Annotated in this window: 14 protein-coding genes, 2 tRNA genes, 4 rRNA genes and 1 pseudogene; 18 read left to right on the plus strand and 3 right to left on the minus strand. The window is 58.5% G+C overall.

Translation table 11 applies throughout. The features are described from left to right. Window positions 1-57 precede the first annotated feature (57 nt). The 9 genes from rrf (QY76_RS04535) (at window position 58) to QY76_RS04575 (ending at window position 10824) form a co-directional block, all read left to right on the plus strand. Window positions 58-173 (plus strand): 5S ribosomal RNA (rrf, locus tag QY76_RS04535). 419 nt (window positions 174-592) lie between these two features. Then, window positions 593-2136, plus strand: a 16S ribosomal RNA gene (locus QY76_RS04540). Between the two features lie 69 nt (window positions 2137-2205). After that, a tRNA-Ile gene (locus QY76_RS04545) sits at window positions 2206-2282 on the plus strand. 55 nt (window positions 2283-2337) lie between these two features. Further along, window positions 2338-2413 (plus strand) — tRNA-Ala (locus QY76_RS04550). A gap of 161 nt (window positions 2414-2574) precedes the next feature. Next, a 23S ribosomal RNA gene (locus QY76_RS04555) occupies window positions 2575-5482 on the plus strand. Between the two features lie 90 nt (window positions 5483-5572). Continuing rightward, a 5S ribosomal RNA gene (gene rrf, locus QY76_RS04560) occupies window positions 5573-5688 on the plus strand. The 16S, 23S and 5S rRNA genes sit together here with 2 tRNA genes alongside, the layout of an rRNA operon. 445 nt (window positions 5689-6133) lie before the next feature. Next, window positions 6134-7294, plus strand: a complete 1161-nt coding sequence (gene ampC, locus QY76_RS04565) for a class C beta-lactamase (protein ID WP_071844107.1) — start codon at window positions 6134-6136, stop codon at window positions 7292-7294. 186 nt (window positions 7295-7480) lie between these two features. Then, the gene (metA, locus tag QY76_RS04570) at window positions 7481-8410 is read left to right on the plus strand and encodes a homoserine O-succinyltransferase (protein ID WP_034165228.1); all 930 of its coding nucleotides are present in this window, start codon (window positions 7481-7483) and stop codon (window positions 8408-8410) included. Window positions 8411-8559: 149 nt separating this feature from the next. Next, window positions 8560-10824 carry a YgiQ family radical SAM protein gene (locus tag QY76_RS04575; RefSeq protein WP_045427067.1) on the plus strand — a complete coding sequence of 755 codons (2265 nt, stop codon included), beginning with the start codon at window positions 8560-8562 and terminating at the stop codon, window positions 10822-10824. Window positions 10825-10874: 50 nt separating this feature from the next. On the opposite strand, the gene dkgA is transcribed toward QY76_RS04575, so the two are convergent. Then, on the minus strand, window positions 10875-11705 hold the full coding sequence (gene dkgA, locus QY76_RS04580; protein WP_034165230.1) for a 2,5-didehydrogluconate reductase DkgA: 831 nt from the start codon (window positions 11703-11705) through the stop codon (window positions 10875-10877). Between the two features lie 242 nt (window positions 11706-11947). Between dkgA and QY76_RS04585 the strand changes: the two are divergent. From QY76_RS04585 to QY76_RS04595, 3 genes and pseudogenes are all read left to right on the plus strand, one after another. Next, a pseudogene (locus QY76_RS04585) lies at window positions 11948-13152 on the plus strand (aromatic amino acid transaminase). 153 nt (window positions 13153-13305) lie between these two features. Further along, window positions 13306-13734 carry a secondary thiamine-phosphate synthase enzyme YjbQ gene (locus QY76_RS04590; protein ID WP_034165232.1) on the plus strand — a complete coding sequence of 143 codons (429 nt, stop codon included), beginning with the start codon at window positions 13306-13308 and terminating at the stop codon, window positions 13732-13734. Further along, window positions 13727-14071: an MmcQ/YjbR family DNA-binding protein gene (locus QY76_RS04595; RefSeq protein ID WP_034165233.1), complete on the plus strand. Its 345-nt coding sequence runs from the start codon at window positions 13727-13729 to the stop codon at window positions 14069-14071. Before QY76_RS04590 ends, QY76_RS04595 begins: the two co-directional genes overlap by 8 nt. Window positions 14072-14156: 85 nt before the next feature. Here QY76_RS04595 and uvrA read toward each other — a convergent pair whose 3' ends face one another. Next, window positions 14157-16988: an excinuclease ABC subunit UvrA gene (gene uvrA, locus QY76_RS04600; protein ID WP_045427073.1), complete on the minus strand. Its 2832-nt coding sequence runs from the start codon at window positions 16986-16988 to the stop codon at window positions 14157-14159. A gap of 227 nt (window positions 16989-17215) precedes the next feature. Between uvrA and QY76_RS04605 the strand changes: the two genes are divergently transcribed. Both QY76_RS04605 and QY76_RS04610 read left to right on the plus strand, forming a co-directional pair. Next, the gene (locus QY76_RS04605) at window positions 17216-17776 is read left to right on the plus strand and encodes a single-stranded DNA-binding protein (protein WP_034165235.1); all 561 of its coding nucleotides are present in this window, start codon (window positions 17216-17218) and stop codon (window positions 17774-17776) included. Window positions 17777-17904: 128 nt separating this feature from the next. After that, window positions 17905-18234, plus strand: a complete 330-nt coding sequence (locus tag QY76_RS04610) for a hypothetical protein (protein WP_034165236.1) — start codon at window positions 17905-17907, stop codon at window positions 18232-18234. Window positions 18235-18271: 37 nt separating this feature from the next. Here the strand turns inward: QY76_RS04610 and QY76_RS04615 are convergent, their stop codons facing one another. Beyond that, the gene (locus QY76_RS04615; protein ID WP_034165237.1) at window positions 18272-20056 is read right to left on the minus strand and encodes a sigma-54-dependent Fis family transcriptional regulator; all 1785 of its coding nucleotides are present in this window, start codon (window positions 20054-20056) and stop codon (window positions 18272-18274) included. 546 nt (window positions 20057-20602) lie between these two features. Here QY76_RS04615 and ygeW point away from each other — a divergent pair. From ygeW to hydA, 4 genes are all read left to right on the plus strand, one after another. Further along, window positions 20603-21790, plus strand: coding sequence for a knotted carbamoyltransferase YgeW (gene ygeW / locus QY76_RS04620; RefSeq protein ID WP_034165238.1), 1188 nt, complete (start codon window positions 20603-20605; stop codon window positions 21788-21790). A gap of 72 nt (window positions 21791-21862) precedes the next feature. Continuing rightward, on the plus strand, window positions 21863-23062 hold the full coding sequence (dpaL, locus tag QY76_RS04625; protein ID WP_034165239.1) for a diaminopropionate ammonia-lyase: 1200 nt from the start codon (window positions 21863-21865) through the stop codon (window positions 23060-23062). A gap of 66 nt (window positions 23063-23128) precedes the next feature. After that, entirely contained in the window at window positions 23129-24346 is a 1218-nt protein-coding gene (locus tag QY76_RS04630; RefSeq protein ID WP_015462397.1) for a YgeY family selenium metabolism-linked hydrolase, read from the plus strand. Window positions 24347-24405: 59 nt separating this feature from the next. Continuing rightward, window positions 24406-25791, plus strand: coding sequence for a dihydropyrimidinase (gene hydA / locus QY76_RS04635; protein WP_034165240.1), 1386 nt, complete (start codon window positions 24406-24408; stop codon window positions 25789-25791). Window positions 25792-25865: the final 74 nt, after the last annotated feature.

The raw sequence follows: 25865 nt of genomic DNA on the forward strand, positions 1-25865 counted from the left end.
AGCTTGTTCAAGATTGGAACCGATGGCCAGTGATGGCGGTTGGTAAAACAGAATTTGCCTGGCGGCGATAGCGCGGTGGTCCCACCTGACCCCATGCCGAACTCAGAAGTGAAACGCCGTAGCGCCGATGGTAGTGTGGGGTCTCCCCATGCGAGAGTAGGGAACTGCCAGGCACCCAATTTATGTTCTTGCGCAGAGTACGGTGCAGTCCGCTACTCGAAAGAGAGTAGGACAAACGCGTTAGCGTTTGAACGTCGCGAGCGACGGCCCGTAGTGTGGTTCATTTAGTGAACCATAAACTGCCAGGCATCCATTTCCAAAGATCATTGTTTAGTGATCTTTCGAAATGAGGTGAAACTGCTAAATTAGCGGTTGACACTCAGCGAGGAAAGCGTAATATACGCCACCTCGACTTGGTAAGGAGAACTTGCTAAGTCACTGCTCTTTAACAAATTATCAGACAATCTGTGTGGGCACTCGCAAGATTCGTATTAAGCATTCCTCGGAATGCCAAAATATTTAAAGTCTTGAAGAGTGACAGCAGTTAATTCATTACGAATAAACAGTTTAATTTCTTTGAGCATCAAGCTTTTAATTGAAGAGTTTGATCATGGCTCAGATTGAACGCTGGCGGCAGGCTTAACACATGCAAGTCGAGCGGTAGCAGGGAGAAAGCTTGCTTTCTCCGCTGACGAGCGGCGGACGGGTGAGTAATGTCTGGGGATCTGCCTGATGGAGGGGGATAACTACTGGAAACGGTAGCTAATACCGCATAACGTCGCAAGACCAAAGTGGGGGACCTTCGGGCCTCATGCCATCAGATGAACCCAGATGGGATTAGCTAGTAGGTGGGGTAATGGCTCACCTAGGCGACGATCCCTAGCTGGTCTGAGAGGATGACCAGCCACACTGGAACTGAGACACGGTCCAGACTCCTACGGGAGGCAGCAGTGGGGAATATTGCACAATGGGCGCAAGCCTGATGCAGCCATGCCGCGTGTATGAAGAAGGCCTTCGGGTTGTAAAGTACTTTCAGTAGGGAGGAAGGTGTGAGCGTTAATAGCGTTCACAATTGACGTTACCTACAGAAGAAGCACCGGCTAACTCCGTGCCAGCAGCCGCGGTAATACGGAGGGTGCAAGCGTTAATCGGAATTACTGGGCGTAAAGCGCACGCAGGCGGTTTGTTAAGTTGGATGTGAAATCCCCGGGCTTAACCTGGGAACTGCATCCAAGACTGGCAAGCTAGAGTCTCGTAGAGGGAGGTAGAATTCCAGGTGTAGCGGTGAAATGCGTAGAGATCTGGAGGAATACCGGTGGCGAAGGCGGCCTCCTGGACGAAGACTGACGCTCAGGTGCGAAAGCGTGGGGAGCAAACAGGATTAGATACCCTGGTAGTCCACGCTGTAAACGATGTCGATTTGGAGGTTGTGCCCTTGAGGCGTGGCTTCCGAAGCTAACGCGTTAAATCGACCGCCTGGGGAGTACGGCCGCAAGGTTAAAACTCAAATGAATTGACGGGGGCCCGCACAAGCGGTGGAGCATGTGGTTTAATTCGATGCAACGCGAAGAACCTTACCTACTCTTGACATCCAGCGAATCCTGTAGAGATACAGGAGTGCCTTCGGGAACGCTGAGACAGGTGCTGCATGGCTGTCGTCAGCTCGTGTTGTGAAATGTTGGGTTAAGTCCCGCAACGAGCGCAACCCTTATCCTTTGTTGCCAGCGGTTCGGCCGGGAACTCAAAGGAGACTGCCAGTGATAAACTGGAGGAAGGTGGGGATGACGTCAAGTCATCATGGCCCTTACGAGTAGGGCTACACACGTGCTACAATGGCGTATACAAAGAGAAGCGACCTCGCGAGAGCAAGCGGACCTCATAAAGTACGTCGTAGTCCGGATTGGAGTCTGCAACTCGACTCCATGAAGTCGGAATCGCTAGTAATCGTGGATCAGAATGCCACGGTGAATACGTTCCCGGGCCTTGTACACACCGCCCGTCACACCATGGGAGTGGGTTGCAAAAGAAGTAGGTAGCTTAACCTTCGGGAGGGCGCTTACCACTTTGTGATTCATGACTGGGGTGAAGTCGTAACAAGGTAACCGTAGGGGAACCTGCGGTTGGATCACCTCCTTACCTGAAGATACGAAATTGTGTAGTGCTCACACAGATTGTCTGATAGATGTTCGAGCAAATACCTTATGCAGGCTTGTAGCTCAGGTGGTTAGAGCGCACCCCTGATAAGGGTGAGGTCGGTGGTTCGAGTCCACTCAGGCCTACCAACTCCCTTCCTGGGTGAAGCGGACGGTGGTAATAAGGTATCGGCAGTAAAGTCATGGGGCTATAGCTCAGCTGGGAGAGCGCCTGCTTTGCACGCAGGAGGTCTGCGGTTCGATCCCGCATAGCTCCACCATATTTCAGAACATACTGAGAAATCAGCATGTTGTGAAATATTTTGCTCTTTAACAATCTGGAACAAGTTGAAAATTCGAAAACAATCGAATTGCTTTTAATAAGTGATTCGAGAGTCTCTCAAATGCTTACAGCACGAAGTGAAACACCTTCGGGTTGTGAGGTTAAGTGACTAAGCGTACACGGTGGATGCCTAGGCAGTCAGAGGCGATGAAGGACGTGCTAATCTGCGATAAGCGTCGGTGAGCTGATATGAAGCATTATTAGCCGGCGATGTCCGAATGGGGAAACCCAGTGCAATCCGTTGCACTATCGTTAAGTGAATACATAGCTTAACGAGGCGAACCAGGGGAACTGAAACATCTAAGTACCCTGAGGAAAAGAAATCAACCGAGATTCCCCCAGTAGCGGCGAGCGAACGGGGAAGAGCCCAGAACCTGAATCAGTTTGTGCATTAGTGGAAGCGTCTGGAAAGTCGCGCGATACAGGGTGATAGCCCCGTACACGAAGGTGCACAGCTGTGAGTTCGATGAGTAGGGCGGGACACGTGTTATCCTGTCTGAATATGGGGGGACCATCCTCCAAGGCTAAATACTCCTGACTGACCGATAGTGAACCAGTACCGTGAGGGAAAGGCGAAAAGAACCCCGGCGAGGGGAGTGAAATAGAACCTGAAACCGTGTACGTACAAGCAGTGGGAGCATCCTTCGGGGTGTGACTGCGTACCTTTTGTATAATGGGTCAGCGACTTATATTTTGTAGCAAGGTTAACCGAATAGGGGAGCCGTAGGGAAACCGAGTCTTAACTGGGCGTCTAGTTGCAAGGTATAGACCCGAAACCCGGTGATCTAGCCATGGGCAGGTTGAAGGTTGGGTAACACTAACTGGAGGACCGAACCGACTAATGTTGAAAAATTAGCGGATGACTTGTGGCTGGGGGTGAAAGGCCAATCAAACCGGGAGATAGCTGGTTCTCCCCGAAAGCTATTTAGGTAGCGCCTCGTGAATTCATCTTCGGGGGTAGAGCACTGTTTCGGCTAGGGGGTCATCCCGACTTACCAACCCGATGCAAACTACGAATACCGAAGAATGTTATCACGGGAGACACACGGCGGGTGCTAACGTCCGTCGTGAAGAGGGAAACAACCCAGACCGCCAGCTAAGGTCCCAAAGTCATGGTTAAGTGGGAAACGATGTGGGAAGGCATAGACAGCCAGGATGTTGGCTTAGAAGCAGCCATCATTTAAAGAAAGCGTAATAGCTCACTGGTCGAGTCGGCCTGCGCGGAAGATGTAACGGGGCTAAACCATGCACCGAAGCTGCGGCAGCGACGCTTAGGCGTTGTTGGGTAGGGGAGCGTTCTGTAAGCCGTTGAAGGTGGCCTGTGAGGGCTGCTGGAGGTATCAGAAGTGCGAATGCTGACATAAGTAACGATAAAGCGGGTGAAAAGCCCGCTCGCCGGAAGACCAAGGGTTCCTGTCCAACGTTAATCGGGGCAGGGTAAGTCGACCCCTAAGGCGAGGCCGAAAGGCGTAGTCGATGGGAAACAGGTTAATATTCCTGTACTTGGTGTTATTGCGAAGGGGGGACGGAGAAGGCTAGACCGGCCGGGCGACGGTTGTCCCGGTTTAAGCGTGTAGGTGTGATGACCTGGCAAATCCGGTCATCTTTAACACTGAGGCGTGATGACGAGGCACTACGGTGCTAAAGTGGTTAATGCCCTGCTTCCAGGAAAAGCCTCTAAGCTCCAGATAACACTGAATCGTACCCCAAACCGACACAGGTGGTCAGGTAGAGAATACCAAGGCGCTTGAGAGAACTCGGGTGAAGGAACTAGGCAAAATGGTGCCGTAACTTCGGGAGAAGGCACGCTGGCATGTAGGTGAAGTCCCTTGCGGATGGAGCCGAAGCCAGTCGAAGATACCAACTGGCTGCAACTGTTTAATAAAAACACAGCACTCTGCAAACACGAAAGTGGACGTATAGGGTGTGACGCCTGCCCGGTGCTGGAAGGTTAATTGATGGGGTCAGCCGCAAGGCGAAGCTCTTGATCGAAGCCCCAGTAAACGGCGGCCGTAACTATAACGGTCCTAAGGTAGCGAAATTCCTTGTCGGGTAAGTTCCGACCTGCACGAATGGCGTAATGATGGCCAGGCTGTCTCCACCCGAGACTCAGTGAAATTGAACTCGCTGTGAAGATGCAGTGTACCCGCGGCAAGACGGAAAGACCCCGTGAACCTTTACTATAGCTTGACACTGAACATTGAACCTTGATGTGTAGGATAGGTGGGAGGCTTTGAAGTGTGGACGCCAGTCTGCATGGAGCCGACCTTGAAATACCACCCTTTAATGTTTGATGTTCTAACCTGGCCCCGTGATCCGGGGTAGGGACAGTGTCTGGTGGGTAGTTTGACTGGGGCGGTCTCCTCCCAAAGAGTAACGGAGGAGCACGAAGGTTAGCTAATCCTGGTCGGACATCAGGAGGTTAGTGCAAAGGCATAAGCTAGCTTGACTGCGAGAGTGACGGCTCGAGCAGGTGCGAAAGCAGGTCTTAGTGATCCGGTGGTTCTGAATGGAAGGGCCATCGCTCAACGGATAAAAGGTACTCCGGGGATAACAGGCTGATACCGCCCAAGAGTTCATATCGACGGCGGTGTTTGGCACCTCGATGTCGGCTCATCACATCCTGGGGCTGAAGTAGGTCCCAAGGGTATGGCTGTTCGCCATTTAAAGTGGTACGCGAGCTGGGTTTAGAACGTCGTGAGACAGTTCGGTCCCTATCTGCCGTGGGCGTTGGAAGATTGAGAGGGGCTGCTCCTAGTACGAGAGGACCGGAGTGGACGCACCGCTGGTGTTCGGGTTGTGATGCCAATTGCATTGCCCGGTAGCTACGTGCGGAAAAGATAAGCGCTGAAAGCATCTAAGCGCGAAACTTGCCTCGAGATGAGTCTTCCCTTGGACCTTGAGTCCACTGAAGGAACGTTTAAGACTAAGACGTTGATAGGCTGGGTGTGTAAGCGTAGCGATACGTTGAGCTAACCAGTACTAATGATCCGTGAGACTTAACCTTACAACACCGAAGGTGTTTTAGAGAGACGAATTTAGCTTGTTCAAGATTGGAACCGATGGCCAGTGATGGCGGTTGGTAAAACAGAATTTGCCTGGCGGCGATAGCGCGGTGGTCCCACCTGACCCCATGCCGAACTCAGAAGTGAAACGCCGTAGCGCCGATGGTAGTGTGGGGTCTCCCCATGCGAGAGTAGGGAACTGCCAGGCATCAAACAAACGGAAAGACCCCATGCGCAAGCATGGGGTCTTTTTGTTTATCGAGGTTTTGCCGGGCAGTGGGTGACTCCTGAGGCGAACCGCGGCGCCGGCCGTGGAGCAGAACGGAACGTCTAGGAAGCGATGTCTGAAAGCCGGGGGCCTTGGGTTTATCCGCCCGGCGGCTTTTTGCCCTACCGTGGGCAGGGCTCCCCCGTAGGGTTAGCCCACCTGTCTCTGCGCACTGTCGCTGGCTTAAGGGAAATCGGTTGACCTAATACTATTCACACCGTTAAATGCAGCGGCGTACACTATGCGTTTTCCTATACGTATTCGATGGCCGTATCGCTATCGTGCTCGGTCAGACGCGCCGTTGGCGAGATCTGCCGCCGCATCTTCGCTGCAGTAGGATCTGCGTGATACGGCACTCAACGTTGGCTTTGATGATGGGTTGGTGATGATGAACACGCGATTATCCTGCACACTGGCGCTCTCCGCGCTGCTGCTCTCCCCGGTAACCCAGGCCTCTACGCCGCCGTCGGCAGCGATGCGGGTTACCGAGGCCGTGAGGCAGACGATCCCTGCGCTGATGCAGCAGCAGCAGATCCCCGGCATGGCCGTGGCCGTAATCTATCAGGGAACTCCTTACTATTTCAGCTATGGCGTCGCCGATAAGGCTACGCGGCGGGAGGTGACGCCACAGACGTTGTTTGAGCTGGGATCCGTGAGCAAGACCTTTACCGGCGTGCTGGGAGGCTATGCGCTGCAGCGTGGCGATATCCGCCTGCAGGATACGGTCGCGTCCCAATGGCCGGCGTTAAACGGCCCGCAGTGGCGGGCGATAACCCTGCAGCAGCTGGCGACCTACACCGCGGGCGGTCTACCGCTGCAGGTGCCCGATGCCGTTACCGATACGGCGCAGCTGCTCGACTTTTATCAGCGCTGGCAGCCACGCTGGGCTCCGGGAACGATGCGCAGCTACTCCAATGCCAGCATTGGACTTTTTGGCATGCTGGCGGTGCGGCCCAGCGGGATGGATTTTAGCCAGGCGATGACGCGCTGGGTGCTGCAGCCGCTAGGGTTGAAGTATACCTATTTCCGTGTACCGCCTGTTGCTGAGGGTGAGTATGCCTGGGGATACCGCGAGGGTAGGGCATTGCGCGTGAGCCCGGGCATGCTGGAACAGGAGGCCTACGGCATTAAATCCAGCGCGCAGGATATGGCCGTCTGGCTGCAGGCTAACCTGGATCCCGCCGCGGTACCGCAGGCTACGCTGCGTCAGGCCTTGCTGCGGGCGCAGTCGCGCTACTACCAGTCTGGTGAGATGTATCAAGGGCTCGGCTGGGAGATGCTCAGCTGGCCCCTGAAGGCGCAGACTTTGATAGACGGCAGCGATAATCGTGTGGCTCTGCAGCCCCAGCAGGTTCATCCGCTCGTGCCGCCTACGCCGCCGCAGGCGGCTTCCTGGGTACACAAGACCGGTTCAACCAATGGATTTGGCGCCTATATTGCCTTTATTCCCGGATCGCGGCTGGGGATCGTGATGCTGGCCAATAAAAACTACCCGAACCCGGCACGGGTTCAGGCCGCCTATACCATCCTGCAGCAGCTGCAGTAATGCCCGTTGAGGGCGGCGCCGTAACGCCCCCCTCAGCCTAGATGAAAATTTCTCAACGCGTCTGCGCTGTACAAACGGTGTAAAACTGATTAATTTGGCTATCCAGATGTCCAGATGTCCAGATGTCCAGATGTCCAGATGTCCAAATGGACAAGGATCGCCTTTGATCGCCGCAGGAGAGCGTTTATGCCAATCAGGATCCCCGACGCGTTGCCCGCCGTTAATTTTTTGCGTAATGAAAATGTCTTTGTCATGACCGACTCCCGGGCCGCGGTGCAGGAGATTCGTCCGCTGAAGGTGCTGTTGCTGAATCTGATGCCGAAGAAAATCGAGACTGAAAATCAGTTTCTGCGCCTGCTGTCGAACTCATCACTGCAGATTGATATTCAGCTGCTACGCATCGATCGGCGAGAGTCAAAAAATACGCCGGCGGAGCACCTGAATAACTTTTACTGCCATTTTGAGGACATTCAGCAAGAAAACTTTGATGGGCTTATCGTAACCGGCGCGCCGCTGGGACAGGTGGACTTTGGCGACGTTGCCTATTGGTCGCAGATCGTACGGGTTATTACCTGGGCACGGGCGCACGTGACGTCGACCCTGTTCGTCTGTTGGGCCGCGCAGGCGGCGCTCAATGTACTGTATGGGCTACCGAAGATGACGCGGACGCAGAAGCTCTCCGGAGTGTATGCGCACAAGACGCTCGATCCATTGGCGCTGCTGACCCGCGGCTTTGACGACGGCTTTTTGGCGCCGCACTCGCGCTATGCCGACTTTCCGTCGCAGGCGATCCGCACGCATACCGATCTGCAGATCTTTGCCGAGTCTGCGCAGGCCGGCGCCTACCTGTTTGCCAGCGCCGATAAGCGGACGGTGTTTGTGACGGGCCATCCGGAGTATGATGCCCATACGCTGGGCGCGGAGTATTGGCGCGATCTGCACGCGGGTCTGGCGCCGGCGCTGCCGTTTAACTATTTTCCCCGCGACAACCCAGACGATGCGCCGTCGGCGACCTGGCGCAGCCACGGTCACCTGTTGTTCAGTAACTGGCTGAACTACTGCGTTTACCAGATAACCCCTTACGATCTGCGTCAGATGAATCCCACTCTGGAGTAAGCTCTGCTCGCCATTTCCCCGGGCTAGCAGTAGACGGGGGAATGACAAATAACCCTCACATTTCTCCGCCGTAATGCGTATAATCGCCGCCCTGATCCTGATGATTTGTTCACCAGACCTGCCTGTCTTATCAATACAAGAGTACCGTCATGAGTAGTGTCAGCCTGATCCAACCGGAGCGCGATCTGTTCTCCTATACCCCTTATTGGGCCGAATGTTTCGGCACCGCGCCTTTTTTACCGATGTCGCGTGCAGAGATGGATAAGCTGGGCTGGGACAGCTGTGACATTATCATCGTGACCGGGGATGCCTACGTGGATCATCCCAGCTTTGGCATGGCGATTGTTGGCCGCATGCTGGAGGCGCAGGGTTTCCGGGTCGGCATCATCGCCCAGCCGGACTGGACCAGCAAAGACGATTTTATGCGTCTGGGTAAGCCGAACCTGTTCTTTGGCGTCACCGCCGGGAACATGGATTCGATGATTAACCGCTATACGGCCGATCGTAAGCTGCGCCACGATGATGCCTACACGCCGAACAACGAAGGCGGCAAGCGCCCGGATCGCGCCACGCTGGTATACAGCCAGCGCTGCAAAGAGGCTTTCAGCGATGTCCCGGTTATCCTTGGGGGCATCGAGGCTAGCCTGCGCCGCGTGGCGCACTATGACTATTGGTCGGATACGGTACGCCGCTCTGTGTTGGTGGATGCCAAGGCGGATATGCTGATGTATGGCAACGGCGAACGCCCGCTGGTTGAGGTTGCGCATCGTTTAGCGGCGGGTGAGCCCATCGCCTCTATCTGCGACGTGCGCAATACCGCCGTCATGCGCAAAGAGGCCCTGCCGGGCTGGAGCGGAGTGGACTCGACCCGTATCGATATGCCGGGGCGCATTGATCCCATTCCGAACCCCTACGGCGATGATTTGGCCTGCTCGCCCAAGGCCGCGGATGAGGCGACGCCGATCAGCGTACGCGCCCCTAAGCCAAAGCCGTGGGAGAAGACCTATGTGCTGCTGCCGTCGTTTGAGAAGGTGAAGGGCGATAAGGTGATGTATGCCCACGCCTCGCGTATTTTGCATCATGAAACCAACCCCGGCTGCGCACGCGCCCTGATGCAGAAGCACGGCGATCGCTACGTGTGGGTCAACCCGCCTGCGATCCCGCTGAGCACCGAGGAGATGGACAGCGTCTATGCCCTGCCGTTCCAGCGCGTACCGCATCCCGCTTACGGCAAGGCCCGCCTACCGGCCTATGACATGATCCGCTTCTCCGTCAACATCATGCGCGGCTGCTATGGCGGCTGTGCCTTCTGCTCTATCACTGAGCACGAGGGCCGCATCATTCAGAGTCGCTCTGAGGACTCCATCATTCGCGAGATCGAGGAGATCCGCGATAAGGTTCCCGGATTTACCGGCATCATCTCCGATCTGGGCGGTCCGACCGCCAACATGTATATGCTGCGCTGCCAGTCGCCGCGCGCGGAGCAGACCTGCCGCCGCGCCTCCTGCGTCTATCCGGATATCTGTCGTCATATGGACACCAACCATGAGCCGACCATTAAGCTCTACCGGCGTGCCCGCGATCTGCAGGGGGTGAAAAAGATCCTGATCGCCTCCGGGGTACGTTACGATCTGGCGGTACAGGATCCGCGCTATATCAAAGAGCTGGCCACGCATCACGTCGGCGGCTATCTGAAGATCGCGCCGGAGCATACGGAAGAGGGGCCGCTGTCCAAGATGATGAAGCCGGGGATGGGCAGCTACTACCGTTTTAAGGAGCTGTTTGACGCCTATTCGAAGCAGGCCGGGAAAGAGCAGTACCTCATCCCCTACTTTATCTCCGCGCACCCGGGGACCCGGGATGAGGATATGGTCAATCTGGCGCTGTGGCTAAAACAGCACCGCTTCCGCCTCGATCAGGTGCAGAATTTCTATCCATCACCGCTGGCCAACTCGACCACCATGTATTACACCGGCAAGAACCCGCTGGCTAAGGTGGACTATAAGAGCGAAGATGTGGTGGTGCCGAAGGGCGAGCGTCAGCGCAGGCTGCATAAGGCGCTGCTGCGCTATCACGATCCGGCCAACTGGCCGATGATCCGCACCGCGCTGGAGGAGATGGGGCTACAGCACCTGATCGGCAATCGTCGCGAGTGTCTGGTACCTGCGCCGACGCTGGAGGAGCAGCGCGCCGCGCGCCGCGGCTACCAGCGCAACATGACGCCAGCCATGACCAAGCATACCGGCGCACATCCTCAGGGTAGCGGACGACCAGCAACGCGCGGGGCCGCGAAGGGCGCCGCACAGCCTGCCGCCCGTCCGGGCGGAAAGGGAAATAATGGCCGTCCTGCTCGCCCCGAAGGGCGTAACGCCCGACCGGCGCGTCCCGCCGGACAGGCTAAAAAGCCGCGCTAACGCCCTTGCCGACAGCCTTGATGCTTTAGCATCAGGGCTGCGCTCACCGGCTACAGGCGCATATAGGTGGCGGGATCGGAGCCTAATCGCTTGCCGCACTCCAGGCGGGCGATCTGCGCCCGTTCGCTCGCCTCCAGCGTAAAGTCAAATACGTTGATATTTTCCCTCAGGCGTATCGCCGAGACCGTTTTGGGGATCACTATCCTCCCGCAGTCCAGATGCCAGCGGATCACGATCTGCGCCGGCGTCTTGCCATATTTGGCCGCCAAACGGCGGATCGGCTCCGCGTCAAATACGCCCTCTCCTCCCTGCGCCAGCGGGCTCCAGGCCTCCGTGGCAATACCGTGGTGATGATTCCATGACTGTAGCTCCCGCTGCTGCATCAGTGGGTGTAGCTCAATTTGGTTGATGGTCGGCACCACGCCGGTTTCATCCAGCAGGCGCTGGAGATGGTCAATATTGAAGTTGCAGACCCCGATGCTTTTCACCACTCCTTGGCGTCGCAGGTCGATCAGCCGACGCCAGGCGTGAACAAAGGTATCCTGCAGCGCCATCGGCCAGTGGATCAGGTACAGATCAACATACTCAAGGCGCAGCTTGTGCAGGCTGGCGTGAAAGGCCTGATCGACCGCCATGTGATCCGCGTTCCACAGCTTGGTGGTGATAAACAGCGACTCTCGTGCCAGGCCGCTGTGCTGCAGCGCCTGGCCGACGCCGCTCTCATTGCCATAGATCGCGGCGGTATCGATGGCGCGATAGCCGACGCGCAGCGCCTCGCTGACCACGTCACGGGCCAGCGTATCGCTGACCTGCCAGACGCCGAGCCCCAGCTGGGGAATGCGGTTACCGTCATTCAGCGTAATAAAGGGAGGGGTGGACATGGGGCATCTCCGTTGCGGATGGGTAGGGAATAGGCCGTCAGATTTTCACCTTAGCATATTCATCTCAGCGATGGAGCTCCGCGCAGAGGCGGCGCCGCGAGAGCGTGACCCCGCTGGTGTTTTCCCTTCGGTTAAGGGTATGTTATGACGAGGAGCGCGCCGACGTTCTGCCCCGGCCAGTGCCGGGCTGACCGTCGGTGATGGCTCCCTTACCGTAGGACCGTGCCAACAAGGAGCCCCCCGTGTTTGAACATGTAGATGACTATGCCGGCGATCCGATCCTCTCCCTGATGGAGAGCTATAAGCGGGACGCCCGCGCGCAAAAAGTGAATCTGAGTATCGGCCTGTACTATGACTCGCGGGGGGAGGTGCCGATGCTGGCCTCCGTCGCTACGGCGCAGGCCCGGCTGAACGCCGCGGCGCCGGCGGCGCCGCTCTATCTGCCGATGGAGGGGATGGCAGACTACCGCAGCGCGGTACAGTCGCTGCTGCTGGGGGGGATCATCCCGCGCTGCGCGCGCGGCGGGTGGCGACCATTCAGACTCTGGGGGGGTCAGGCGCACTCAAGGTGGGCGCAGACTTTCTGCGGCGATATTTTCCCCGTGCCGAGGTCTGGGTCAGCGATCCTACCTGGGAGAATCATGTCGCGATTTTCGAGGGCGCGGGTTTCCGGGTACATCGCTATCCCTATTTTGATCCCCAGACGCTGGGCGTGTGCTTCGATGCCATGCTGGAGACGTTGGCGCAGCTGCCGCCCCACAGCATCGTGCTACTTCCCCCCTGCTGCCATAACCCCACCGGTTCGGATCTGACGCCGGCGCAGTGGGATAGTCTGGTGTCGCTGCTGCGACGTCGGGCGCTGATCCCGTTTCTGGATATTGCCTATCAGGGGTTCGGCGGCGGCATGGAGCAGGATGCCTATGCTATCCGGACGATGGCCGCCGCAGGGCTGCCCTGCCTGGTCAGCAACTCGTTCTCTAAAATTTTCTCGCTGTACGGTGAGCGCGTCGGCGGTCTGTCGGTCATGTGCAGCGATGAGGTCGAGGCCGGGCGGGTGCTGGGACAGCTGAAGGCGACGGTGCGGCGCAACTACTCCAGCCCGCCGTTGCACGGCGCCGCCCTTGTGGCTACGGTGCTGAATGACGCCGATTTACAGCGCCAGTGGCGCGAAGAGGTAGAGGCGATGCGCCTGCGCATCATCGCCATGCGCGGGCAGCTGGCGTCGCGCCTCAACCTGGCGCTGCCGTCGCGTCGCTTTGACTACCTGTGTCAGCAGCGGGGCATGTTCAGCTATACCGGACTCAGTGCGCAGCAGGTCGGCGATCTGCGCCGGCGCGACGGCGTTTACCTGGTCGGCAGCGGGCGTATGTGCATGGCGGGACTCAACGAGAGTAACCTCGATCGCGTGGCCACCGCGCTGGTTCGCGTGATGGCGCCGCAGGAATAATGGCCGGCGCTGCGTAGATTCTGCGTTTAGGCACGCGTATCTCCCCGTGTCTACGCGTTACTGACGCGGCGTCTGGCTATCTTTACAGAACTTTCCGCTGCGTTTTCTTGCCGCCGGCTGTACAAAGAATATACTTATTGAGGACGTCGCAAGATGTGGTATCAGCATACCCTGGTTCTGCGGGCGAGAGCGCGTGGTTTCCACCTGATTACTGCCGAGATTATTGCCGGCCTGCCCGCGCTGCGTCAGGTGCGGGTCGGGCTGTTGCACCTGCTGTTACAGCACACCTCTGCGTCGCTTACCCTCAATGAAAACTGTGATCCCACAGTGCGCTATGACATGGAAGGTTATTTTTCGCGCACGGTGCCGGATGGCGCTCCCTATGCGCACGACGATGAAGGCGCGGACGATATGCCCGCCCATATTGCGTCGTCTCTGCTGGGCGTCTCGCTGACGGTGCCGGTGCGCCAGGGCGCGTTACAGCTTGGAACCTGGCAGGGTATTTGGCTTGGCGAACACCGCATACAGGGCGGCGCGCGCCGTATTGTAGCAACCATACAAGGGGATAGGATTGATGAATGATTCGGCTTTTATGCAATACTGCCTGTCAAAGCCCGGCGCGCAGCAGAGCCAGCAAAACCGCTGGCGGACGCACCAGGCGCGCGTCGGCGGTATTTTGTTCGCCATGGTTGAAAACGGCGAAGGGCGTCCGGCGGTCGCGGTGAAAACTAGCTGCGAGCAGGCCACCCGACTGCGCAGCCAGCATAAAGACATCGTGCCCAGCCGTCGGCTGAACAAGGCGCACTGGAGCACTGTGTTTCTGGACGGCGCTATCAACGACTCGCTGCTGTATCAGCTGGTGGACAGTTCCTATCAGCTGGCGCTGCACCAGGCCAGCGACGCGCACCCGCTGCAGTAGCCCCTCCGTCGGCGCCCCGTCGCCGGTGCGTGGCATCCGGCGTAGGGGCGGATGACAGCGTGTTTTTCCACGCCGTCAGGTTCCCTTAGGCATTGTCCAGGATCGGACGCAGGAAGCGGGCCGTATGGGAGGCTTCACAGCGGGCGACGGTCTCCGGCGTGCCGGCGACCAAGATCTCGCCGCCGCCGCTGCCGCCTTCCGGCCCCAGATCCACGATCCAGTCCGCCGTTTTGATCACGTCCAGATTGTGCTCGATAACCACGATGGTGTTGCCCTGATCGCGTAGCTGGTGCAGTACCGCCAGCAGCTGCTGAATGTCGGCAAAGTGCAGACCGGTGGTCGGCTCATCCAGGATATACAGTGTTTGTCCGGTGCCACGCTTGGAGAGCTCGCGTGAGAGTTTGACCCGCTGAGCCTCGCCGCCGGAGAGGGTGGTGGCCGACTGCCCCAGGCGAATATAGCCCAGGCCGACGTCCATCAGGGTCTGCAGCTTGCGCGCCAGCGCAGGAACGGCGTCAAAAAAGCTGCGCGCCTCCTCAATGGTCATCTCCAGCACCTCGTGGATGCTTTTGCCCTTGTACTTGATCTCCAGCGTTTCACGGTTGTAGCGCTTGCCCTTGCACTGGTCGCACGGCACATAGATGTCCGGCAGGAAGTGCATCTCCACCTTGATGACCCCATCGCCCTGACAGGCCTCACAGCGCCCGCCGCGCACGTTAAAGCTGAAGCGTCCCGGGGTATAGCCGCGCGCCCGCGACTCCGGCACCCCGGAAAATAGCTCGCGGATCGGGGTAAAGATGCCGGTGTAGGTCGCCGGATTAGAGCGCGGGGTTCGCCCGATGGGGCTCTGATCGATGTCGATCACCTTATCGAAATGCTCCAGCCCCTCGATGCTGCGGTAGGGGGCCGGTTCGCCCAGCGTAGCGCCGTTTAGCTGGCGCTGGGCGATGGGGAACAGCGTATCGTTGATCAGGGTGGACTTGCCGGAGCCGGAAACGCCGGTGATGCAGGTGAACAGCCCGACCGGCAGGGTCAAGGTCACCTCTTTCAGGTTATTGCCGCGTGCGCCGCTCAGCTTGAGCACCCGCGTCGGATCGGCGGCGATCCGCTCGCTGGGGATGGCGATCTTACGTTGTCCACTCAGATATTGGCCGGTCAGGGAGGCTGGCGTCGCCATGATCTGCTCCACGTTGCCCTGGGCGACGATCTTGCCGCCGTGCACCCCGGCGCCCGGGCCGATATCGATAACGTGGTCGGCGGCGCGGATGGCGTCCTCGTCGTGTTCGACCACGATCACCGTGTTGCCCAGGTTGCGCAGATGCATCAGCGTATCGAGCAGGCGTTCGTTATCGCGCTGATGCAGACCGATGGAGGGTTCATCGAGCACGTACATCACCCCGACCAGCCCGGCGCCGATCTGGCTGGCTAGACGAATGCGCTGCGCTTCGCCGCCGGACAGGGTCTCGGCGGAGCGGGACAGGCTCAGGTAGTTCAGGCCGACGTTGACCAAAAACTGCAGGCGCTCGCCGATCTCTTTCAGCACCTTCTCGGCGATTTTGGCGCGCTGTCCCTCTAGCGCCAGTCCGTGAAAGAAGCGCAGCGCAGCGCCGATGCTGAGGTCGGCTATCTGCGGCAGCGTGGTGTCTTCAATGAAGACGTTGCGCGCCTCTTCACGCAGACGCGTCCCGCCGCAGGTGGCGCAGGGACGGTTGCTGATGAATTTGGCCAGCTCCTCGCGCACCGCGCTGGACTCAGTCTCTTTGTAGCGACGCTCCATGTTGTGCAGCACCCCCTCGAAGGGGTGACGGCGTACGGTGGTATCGCCGCGATCGTTAATGTACTTGAATTCGATCTCGTCTTTGCCGGAGCCGTACAGCACCACGTGGCGTACCGTTTCATCCAGGGAGTCGAAGGGCGCCTCAATATCAAAATGATAATGGTCGGCCAGCGAGCGCAGCATCTGGAAATAGTAGAAGTTGCGGCGATCCCAGCCGCGAATGGCGCCGCCCGCCAGCGACAGTTCGCCGTTTTGTACCACCCGCTCCGGATCGAAATATTGCTGTACCCCGAGGCCGTCGCAGGTGGGGCAGGCGCCCGCCGGGTTATTGAAGGAGAACAGCCGTGGCTCCAGCTCCCGCATGCTGTAACCGCACAGCGGGCAGGCGAAGTTGGCGGAAAATAGCATCTCTTCCGCCTGGGGATCGTCCATATCGGCGACCACCGCGCTGCCGCCGGAGAGTTCCAGGGTGGTTTCAAACGATTCCGCCAGGCGCTGGGCCATGTCGGCCTTCACTCGGAAGCGATCGACGACCACGTCGATGCTGTGTTTTTTCTGCAGCTCCAGCTTCGGCGGATCGGAGAGATCGCACACCTCGCCGTCGATTCGGGCGCGGATGTAGCCCTGCGCCGCCAGGTTTTCCAGCGTCTTGCTGTGCTCCCCCTTGCGATCCTTGATGATCGGGGCCAGCAGCATCAGACGTTTCCCCTCCGGCTGGGCCAGAACGTTGTCCACCATCTGGCTGACGGTCTGCGCCGCCAGCGGCATGCCGTGCTGCGGACAGCGCGGCTCACCGACGCGGGCGAACAGCAGGCGCAGGTAGTCATGAATTTCAGTGATGGTTCCCACGGTGGATCTCGGGTTGTGGGAGGTGGATTTCTGCTCGATGGAGATGGCCGGAGAGAGCCCCTCGATATGGTCGACGTCCGGCTTTTCCATCAGCGACAGGAACTGGCGGGCGTAGGCAGAAAGGGATTCGACGTAGCGCCGCTGCCCTTCGGCATACAGGGTATCGAACGCCAGAGAGGATTTGCCGGATCCGGACAGACCGGTGATGACCACCAGTTTGTCGCGGGGGATAATCAGATTGATATTCTTGAGATTATGGGTGCGAGCACCGCGTATTTCTATTTTATCCATTACCTACTTCCCGGATTAACAGTTACCGATCTCACCGTGCACACGCTGGATCATTGATTATGACATATCCGAAACTGAATGGATATCCAGTATTCAATAACCGAAGTGGTGCGCCTTAAACCGGATCTCGAACGCCTGCACAAAACGATGATGAGTGCTCAAGCGTCGCTGGCGTGTTAGAATTTACGGTTTAGACTGAATAAATTTACTTCATCAGGAGAGTCGACATGGCCAGCAGAGGCGTAAATAAAGTGATTCTTATCGGGAATCTGGGTCAGGACCCGGAGGTCCGCTATATGCCGAACGGCGGCGCCGTTGCCAATTTGACGCTGGCAACTTCTGACAGCTGGCGTGACAAGCAGACCGGTGAGCAGAAAGAGCGCACCGAATGGCACCGTGTTGCGCTGTACGGCAAGCTGGCGGAGATCGCTGGTGAGTACCTGCGCAAAGGCTCTCAGGTGTACATCGAAGGTCAGCTGCGTACCCGTAAGTGGCAGGATCAGAGCGGCCAGGATCGCTACACCACGGAAGTCGTGGTCGATATCAGCGGCTCCATGCAGATGCTGGGCGGTCGCCAGGGCGGCGGTGCGCCGATGGGCAACCAGGGGCAGCAGGGCGGCTGGGGTCAGCCGCAGCAGCCGCAGGGCGCCGCGTTCAGCGGCGGCCAGGCGGCACCGCGTCAGCAGTCACAGCAGGGCGGCTATTCCGCGCCGGCCCAGCCGGCTCAGCCGGCAGCGCCGCAGAGCAGCGAACCGCCGATGGACTTTGACGACGATATCCCGTTCTGATAGCGCGCGGGTATTCCCCTTTAAAGCCCCGCAGCGCGGGGCTTTTTACTATTTTTCCGCCAGAGAGCGGACACCACCCGGCATAACCGTTCCATAAGAGACGGGCGACATGGGATGAGGGAGAACATATGGTATTACGACGGCTTTCCTGGATGGTCGGCAGCGGCGCCTGGCTGATGCCCTGGGTACTGCTGCTGTGGCAGTGGCTGGAGACCGGGCAGCATCAGGCGGCGATCTCGCCGCAGGCCTACAACGGCTGGAAGATGACGGTGCTGCTGGCCGATGCCGCCTTCGCCGGCGCGCTCTCGCTGCTGGCGCTGCTGGTCGGCGCGGTCGCGCTGGCGCGAACCCCGCAGGAGACGCTGCGTCCGCTGCAGCGAATGGTGGAGTTGCTGGTGCTGGCGCTGCCGCTGTTGTTTTGCCTGTTTGTCGCCGGTCTGTTCTGGGTGCACGGCTAAGCAGCGGGCGGCCCGGGTAAACGGGCCGCGCGGCGCATCAACCGGCCGTTAGCTCATACTTCTTTATCTTGCGGTAGAGGGTGGCAATACCGATACCCAGCTCCTCCGCTGCCTGCTTCTTATTGCTGTAGCGCGCTAGCGCCTCGCGGATCATCTGCTTTTCCATCTCCTCCAGCGCCGTGCTGCCGTGGTCGTCGCCGCAGGCTACGCTACTCTGATAGGCGCTGTTATCCTCCCGATAGTTCAGGGTAACCTGCCCATTGATCAGGTTGGGCGGCAGCAGCGCGGTGTCGATCACCTCGCCGCTGGGCACGACGTTGATCAGGTACTCCATCAGGTTACTCAGCTCGCGCACGTTGCCCGGCCAGCGGTAGCGCTTGAGCAGCATCATGACCTCCGGCGAAATGCCGGGATAGACCAGGCCGATGCGCTTGGTGTGCAGGTTAAGGAAGTAGTGGATCAGCAGCTCAATGTCGCCCTGCCGCTCGCGCAGCGGCGGCAGGGCCATCGGGATCACATTCAGGCGATAGTAGAGGTCTTCGCGGAACTTACCGTCGGCGATGTACTGCTCTAGGTTCTGGTTGGTGGCGGAGATAATGCGGATATCGACGGCGATGGGGCTGCTGGAGCCGATGGGCTGCACCTCGCGCGACTCGATGGCGCGTAGCAGTTTGGCCTGCAGGGTCAGCGGCATGTCGCCGATTTCGTCCAGAAACAGCGTTCCGTGGTTGGCGGCCTGGATCAGCCCCATTTTACCGTTGGCGGAGGCGCCGGTGAAGGCGCCCTTCACGTAGCCGAACAGTTCGCTCTCCAGCAGCTGATCCGGAATGGCGGCGCAGTTGATGGCGATAAACGGCTTGTTATTGCGATCGCTGAGCTGGTGGATGGCGCGAGCCACCACCTCTTTACCGGTACCGCTCTCGCCCACGATCAGCACGCTCGACGGGCTGGACGCGATGCGGCTGATCAGCCGCTTCAGGTTGCGCATCGGGCGGCACTCTCCGACCAAATGCTCGATGCGCGGATCGTCGGGGTTCAGTTCGACGTTCATCGGTGAATGGGACTGATGGAACGTCATCAAAAAGAGCTGGTGGTCCTGAATGTCATGCAGCTGGCCGATAATCAGCTCTTGGTGCTGATCGAAAGCGACAATATGCTGTAGATGACCGCTGAGGTAGTTCTGCTGATAGGTCAGGGGGCGAATATTAAATGTCTTACCAATAACTTGCTCATTAATGGCGTTCAGCTGTTTTAATGCCGTGGCATTGGCAAACTGCGCCTGGTTATTTTCATCCAATACCAATACGCCTTGATCCATATTCTCGATCAGACTGAGTAATATTTTGCTGACGCCATCGTTCCCTCCCTGGCTTTCCAAGAGTTTAGAAACAAATATGTTGGATATATGCCGGACATAATCGGAAAACTCATGTAAATTATCCTTTATTCGCTCCTGCTGCTCCTGGGTAAAGGCCACCAGGCTGATAACGCCGATGCAGTTCCCCTGGAACAGGATCGGCGTTCCGAGAAAAGCCTTTTCCTTACAGTTGTCCTTACTGTTGCATCCCTCGCAGACCGGATCGAAGCGGGAGCGGATCACCACTTTTTCCTGCTTGGTATCTAGCACATAGCGCAGCAGGCGCGAGTTGCTGTTGAGCTTGCGGCCAAAGAATTTACCGTAGGGGCCGGTGCCGGCGACGCGCGTCATGGTGGCATCGACGATCTCGACCTCCAGCTGCAGTACGCTGGAAAGCATTTTGGTAAAGCGCAGGATAGTAGGCTGGATCTGCATTAAAACGGATTGAGTGTTTGCGGGTGTCATAATTGAACCTTTCTTTAGCACTTAACCAGTTACCCTGCATTACGGGTATGTTGGCTGATGTTAGAACCTATTCCATTAGGCCATAAGCGTGTTCTTTTATCGCATGATACTAACTCAGCAATATTGAAGTTTGATAAGGAAGCGTTTCTTTTCGCTCGCGATACGACAAATATGTAAGAGCCATCACACTTTATTATCAAAATGAGAGATACGCCCTTAACGTTATCAATATGGGTTGAGGGTGGAGGGGGAATAGCGCGGAAATATTCCACGCGTGGTCGGTCATCTGTATATTTACTCTGCTGATAATATGCATTCAATAGATAAAAACCGTCGTTTCCCGCTGCTGGTAAGCGCTATTTTGTGATGGCTCTCGCACAATGTTATGGGATCTCCGTTGGCCCTTCTGCAGAAAACAAATTTGGCACAGTTATTGTTTAAGTATTGCCAGTCGCTGTTATCGGCTGTTTGCAGGTCGGACTCTCACCACCTGGGCGGCGTAGCAGGTTGTCAGGTAGCCAGTCACTTACTCATTAGGGCCATACGATGAAAACTGTTAATGAAATTATCAAGGATATCAACGCGCTCAAGTCTAACCTTCATGACAAGGACTTTCTGTTGACCTGGGAGCAGAGTCCGGAGGAGCTGAAGCTGGTGCTGGATGTCGCTGAGGCGCTGAAGACCATGCGCGCTGAAAATATCGCGACCAAAATCTTTAACAGCGGGCTGGGTATCTCCGTGTTCCGCGATAACTCGACCCGTACCCGTTTCTCCTATGCGTCTGCCCTGAACCTGCTGGGTTTGGCCCAGCAGGATCTGGATGAAGGCAAATCCCAAATCGCCCACGGTGAGACCGTGCGTGAAACCGCCAACATGATCTCCTTCTGCGCCGATGCCATCGGCATCCGTGACGATATGTTCCTGGGCGCCGGTAACGCCTATATGCGTGAGGTCGGCGCGGCGCTGGATGAAGGCTACGAGCAGGGCGTTCTGCCGCAGCGTCCGGCGCTGGTCAACCTGCAATGCGATATCGACCACCCGACCCAGTCCATGGCCGATCTGGCCTGGCTGCGCGAGCACTTCGGCAGCCTGGAAAACCTGAAAGGCAAGAAGATCGCCATGACCTGGGCCTATTCACCGAGCTATGGCAAGCCGCTGTCCGTGCCGCAGGGCATCATCGGCTTGATGACCCGCTTTGGGATGGACGTCACGCTGGCCCATCCGGAAGGCTATGACCTGATCCCCGACGTGGTGGAGGTCGCCCACAACAACGCCAAGGCGTCCGGCGGCAGCTTCCGTCAGGTGAGCTCCATGGAAGAGGCCTTCAAGGATGCGGATATCGTGTATCCCAAGTCCTGGGCGCCTTACAAGGTGATGGAGCAGCGCACCGAGCTGCTGCGCGCCAATGATCACGATGGCCTGAAGGCCCTGGAGAAACAGTGCCTGGCGCAGAACGCCAATCATAAAGATTGGCACTGCACCGAAGAGATGATGAAGCTGACCCGCGGCGGCGAAGCGCTGTATATGCACTGCCTGCCGGCCGATATCTCCGGCGTCTCCTGTAAGGAGGGTGAGGTGACGGAAGGGGTATTCGAGAAATACCGCATCGCTACCTATAAAGAGGCCAGCTGGAAGCCGTACATCATCGCCGCGATGATCGTCGCCCGTAAATTCCCGAAACCGGGCCTGGTGCTGGAGCAGCTGCTCAAGGAAGCCCAGAAGCGTATTAAGTAACACCGTCGGCCGGCCGAGTGGGCCGGCCTCTCCGCCAGCGCGGATTTCTTATTCGATGGATGAGGTTGGGTTATGTCTGTTTTCTCGCTGAAGGTGGATGTTGCGCAAAACCGTTTCTTCAATGGTGAAACGTCGCCACTGTTCTCCCGCGCCGAAGCGCAGAAAGCGCGGGCCTTTCATAAAAAAATCACCGGCTACCGTCCAACGCCGCTGTATGCCCTGGACGAACTGTCGCACCTGTTTGGCATCGGCAAGATCCTGGTGAAGGATGAGTCGCAGCGCTTTGGCCTGAATGCCTTCAAGATGCTGGGCGGTGCCTACGCCATTGCACGCCTGCTGTGCGAAAAGTATCACATGGATATCAATGACTTCTCCTTCGAGAAGCTCAAATCCACCCTGACCGAGCGAATGACCTTTGCCACCACCACCGACGGCAACCACGGTCGCGGCGTGGCCTGGGCAGCGCAGCAGCTGGGACAGCATGCCGTGGTGTACATGCCCAAGGGATCGGCGCGCGAACGCGTGGAGCATATCCGGAACCTGGGCGCCGAGTGCATCGTCACGGACATGAACTATGACGACACCGTGCGTCTGACCATGAAGACGGCGCAGGAGCGCGGCTGGGAGGTGGTACAGGATACTGCCTGGGAGGGCTACACCAAGATCCCGACCTGGATCATGCAGGGGTATGCCACGCTAGCGGATGAGGCGGTGGAGCAGATGACGCAGATGGGCATTGCCCGTCCGACCCACGTCTTCCTGCAGGCCGGCGTGGGCGCCATGGCCGGCGGGGTGCTGGGCTATCTGGTCGACGTCTACGGTGCACAGAACCTGCACTCGGTGATCGTCGAGCCGGATCTGGCGGACTGCGTGTTCCGCTCCGGCGTGAAGGGCGAGATCGTCAACGTCGGCGGCGATATGGCCACCATCATGGCCGGTCTGGCCTGCGGCGAGCCTAACCCGCTGGGCTGGCCGCTGCTGCGCAACTGCGCCACCCAGTTTATCTCCTGTCAGGACAAGGTGGCGGCGCTGGGGATGCGCGTGCTGGGCAACCCGCTGGGTCAGGATGCTCGCATCATCTCCGGCGAGTCGGGCGCCGTCGGCCTGGGGGTTCTGGCCGCCGTCCATCACCATCCGCGCCGCGAAGAGCTGATGAAGACGCTGGGGCTGAACCGTGACTCCGTGGTGCTGTTGATCAGCACCGAAGGGGATACCGACGTGAAGCACTACCGTGAAGTGGTTTGGGAAGGGAAATACCCGGCGTGTGAATAAGCGCGGGGGCATCGTTGAATTCATGCTCCCCGCCCAGCGGGGGGATCACCACTGGAGAAGAATATAATGGCTAAGCAAGTTCCGTTCGATATGATTCTGGAGAAGGCGCATCAGTATAAAGACGACATGTCCCGTTTCCTGCGCGACATGATTGCCATCCCCAGTGAAAGCTGTGATGAAAAGCGCGTCGTGCAGCGCATCAAAGAAGAGATGGAGAAGGTGGGCTTCGATCGGGTTGAGATCGACCCGATGGGCAACGTGCTGGGCTATGTGGGCCACGGTCCGCACCTGATCGCCATGGATGCCCACATCGACACCGTCGGCATCGGCAACATCAAAAACTGGACCTTCGACCCCTATGAGGGGATGGAGACCGACGATCTGATCGGCGGGCGCGGCGCGTCGGATCAGGAAGGGGGCATGGCCTCCATGGTGTATGCCGGCAAGATCATCAAGGATCTGGGGCTGGAGGATCAGTATACCCTGCTGGTGACCGGTACCGTTCAGGAGGAGGACTGCGACGGCCTGTGCTGGCAGTACATCATCGAGCAATCTAAGATCCGCCCGGAGTTTGTGGTCAGCACCGAGCCGACCGATTGCCAGATCTATCGCGGCCAGCGCGGACGCATGGAGATCCGTATCGACGTGCAGGGCGTCAGCTGTCACGGCTCCGCGCCGGAGCGCGGCGACAATGCCATCTTCAAGATGGGGCCGATCCTCAACGAACTGCAGGAGCTGTCGCAGAGCCTGGGGTATGATGAGTTCCTCGGCAAGGGGACCCTGACCGTCTCCGAGATCTTCTTCACCTCACCGAGCCGCTGCGCTGTGGCCGACAGCTGTGCCGTCTCCATCGACCGCCGCCTGACCTGGGGCGAGACCTGGGAAGGGGCGCTGGAGGAGATCCGCGCGCTGCCGGCGGTGCAGGCGGCCAACGCCACCGTCTCCATGTATAACTACGATCGTCCCTCCTACACCGGGCTGGTCTATCCGACCGAATGCTACTTCCCCACCTGGAAGGTCGAAGAGGATCATGTCACGGTGAAAACCCTGAGCCAGGCTTACCAGGGGCTGTTCCATAAGCAGCCGGTGGTCGACAAGTGGACCTTCTCCACCAACGGCGTCTCCATCATGGGCCGCCACGGTATCCCGGTGATCGGCTTTGGTCCGGGTAAAGAGCCGGAGGCGCACGCGCCGAACGAGAAGACCTGGAAGGATCACCTGGTGACCTGCGCGGCGATGTATGCCGCCATCCCGCTGACCTATCTTGAGCAGTTGAAGAAGTAATTCTGACGCTATCTGCCCCGGCACCGTGCGTGCCGGGGTCTCTTTGCGGAGTCTCGACGATGAAAAGCCTGATTAAAAACGGCACGGTGGTGAATCACGACGGCGAACGGCGCGCGGACGTGCTGATCGAACACGGCATTATCAGCCGTCTGGAGCCCGGCCTGTCGGAGGACGAGGCAGATGAAGTGATCGACGCCGACGGGTGCTATGTGATGCCCGGCGGGGTGGACGTACATACCCACTTTAATATCGATGTCGGTCTGGCCCGCAGCTGTGATGATTTTTTTACCGGTACCCGCGCGGCGGCGTGTGGCGGTACAACAACCATTATCGACCATATGGGCTTTGGCCCGAAGGGCTGCTCTCTGCACCATCAGCTGGCAGCCTATCACGGCTACGCCGCGGATAAGGCGGTGATCGACTACAGTTTCCACGGGGTGATCCAGCATATCGACGAGGCGATCCTCGACGAGATGGCCTCGATGGTGCATGAAGAGGGGATCAGCAGCTTTAAGCTCTATCTGACCTACGGTTTCAAGCTGGACGACGATGCGGTGCTACGCGCGCTGCGCCGTCTGCACCAGGTCGGCGCGCTGACCACGGTGCACCCGGAGAACGATGCCGCCATCGCCCAGCGGCGCGCCCATTATCTGGCGCAAGGCGAGGTCGCGCCGATCTTTCACGCCCGCAGCCGTCCCTTGGAGTGCGAGGCGGAGGCCATCGCCCGGATGATTAACCTGGCGCAGCTGGCCGGCAATGCACCGCTGTATATCGTTCACCTGTCCAACGGGCTGGGGCTGGACTACCTGCGTCTGGCCCGCGCGCGCCATCAGCCGGTGTGGGTCGAGACCTGCCCGCAGTATCTGCTGCTGGATGAACGCAGCTATCTGCGTGAGGACGGCCTGAAGTTTATTCTCAGTCCGCCGCTGCGCAACCTGCGCGAACAGGACGCCCTGTGGTGCGGCATCAGCGACGGCGCCATCGACGTGGTGGCCACCGACCACTGCACTTTCCCCTACCGCCAGCGTCTGGCGCTCTCCAGCGGCAACTTCAGTCGCTGTCCTAACGGCCTGCCGGGGGTGGAGAACCGGATGCTGCTGCTGTTCTCCGCCGGGGTGATGACCGGGCGTATCTCGCTGGCGCATTTCGTGTCGCTAACTAGCGCGACCCCAGCGCGCCTGTTTGGGCTGTGGCCGCAGAAGGGGGTGATCGCGCCGGGCGCCGACGCCGACGTAGTGATCATCGATCCGCGCCGGACGACGACGGTGCGACACGGCGACTTACATGACAACGCCGACTACAGCCCCTATGAGGGCATGGTATGCCGGGGAGCCATTCGCCATACCCTGGCGCGCGGCGAGCGTATTTTCAGTGAGGGTGAGTTTAGCGCCGAGCCGGGGCGCGGGCGTTTCCTGAAGCGGAAGGCGTTTCAGGCACCGGTATAAGCAGTACGGCTGCGCCCGCATACCGCCGGGAAGCTTGCGCGACGGGATGCAGTCCGGTCCAACAACATACGAGT

Source organism: Edwardsiella sp. EA181011 (genome assembly GCF_000800725.1).
GTDB classification, from domain to species: Bacteria; Pseudomonadota; Gammaproteobacteria; order Enterobacterales; family Enterobacteriaceae; genus Edwardsiella; species Edwardsiella anguillarum.

Coding starts and splice junctions, on each gene's coding strand:
- hydA (WP_034165240.1), top strand. CDS start 24,406: ATGAAAAGCCTGATTAAAAACGGCACGGTGGTGAATCACGACGGCGAA.
- dkgA (WP_034165230.1), bottom strand. CDS start 11,705: ATGTCCACCCCTCCCTTTATTACGCTGAATGACGGTAACCGCATTCCC.
- QY76_RS04615 (WP_034165237.1), bottom strand. CDS start 20,056: ATGACACCCGCAAACACTCAATCCGTTTTAATGCAGATCCAGCCTACT.
- ygeW (WP_034165238.1), top strand. CDS start 20,603: ATGAAAACTGTTAATGAAATTATCAAGGATATCAACGCGCTCAAGTCT.
- QY76_RS04630 (WP_015462397.1), top strand. CDS start 23,129: ATGGCTAAGCAAGTTCCGTTCGATATGATTCTGGAGAAGGCGCATCAG.
- dpaL (WP_034165239.1), top strand. CDS start 21,863: ATGTCTGTTTTCTCGCTGAAGGTGGATGTTGCGCAAAACCGTTTCTTC.
- QY76_RS04575 (WP_045427067.1), top strand. CDS start 8,560: ATGAGTAGTGTCAGCCTGATCCAACCGGAGCGCGATCTGTTCTCCTAT.
- QY76_RS04605 (WP_034165235.1), top strand. CDS start 17,216: ATGGCCAGCAGAGGCGTAAATAAAGTGATTCTTATCGGGAATCTGGGT.
- QY76_RS04610 (WP_034165236.1), top strand. CDS start 17,905: ATGGTATTACGACGGCTTTCCTGGATGGTCGGCAGCGGCGCCTGGCTG.
- metA (WP_034165228.1), top strand. CDS start 7,481: ATGCCAATCAGGATCCCCGACGCGTTGCCCGCCGTTAATTTTTTGCGT.
- ampC (WP_071844107.1), top strand. CDS start 6,134: ATGATGAACACGCGATTATCCTGCACACTGGCGCTCTCCGCGCTGCTG.
- QY76_RS04590 (WP_034165232.1), top strand. CDS start 13,306: ATGTGGTATCAGCATACCCTGGTTCTGCGGGCGAGAGCGCGTGGTTTC.
- QY76_RS04595 (WP_034165233.1), top strand. CDS start 13,727: ATGAATGATTCGGCTTTTATGCAATACTGCCTGTCAAAGCCCGGCGCG.
- uvrA (WP_045427073.1), bottom strand. CDS start 16,988: ATGGATAAAATAGAAATACGCGGTGCTCGCACCCATAATCTCAAGAAT.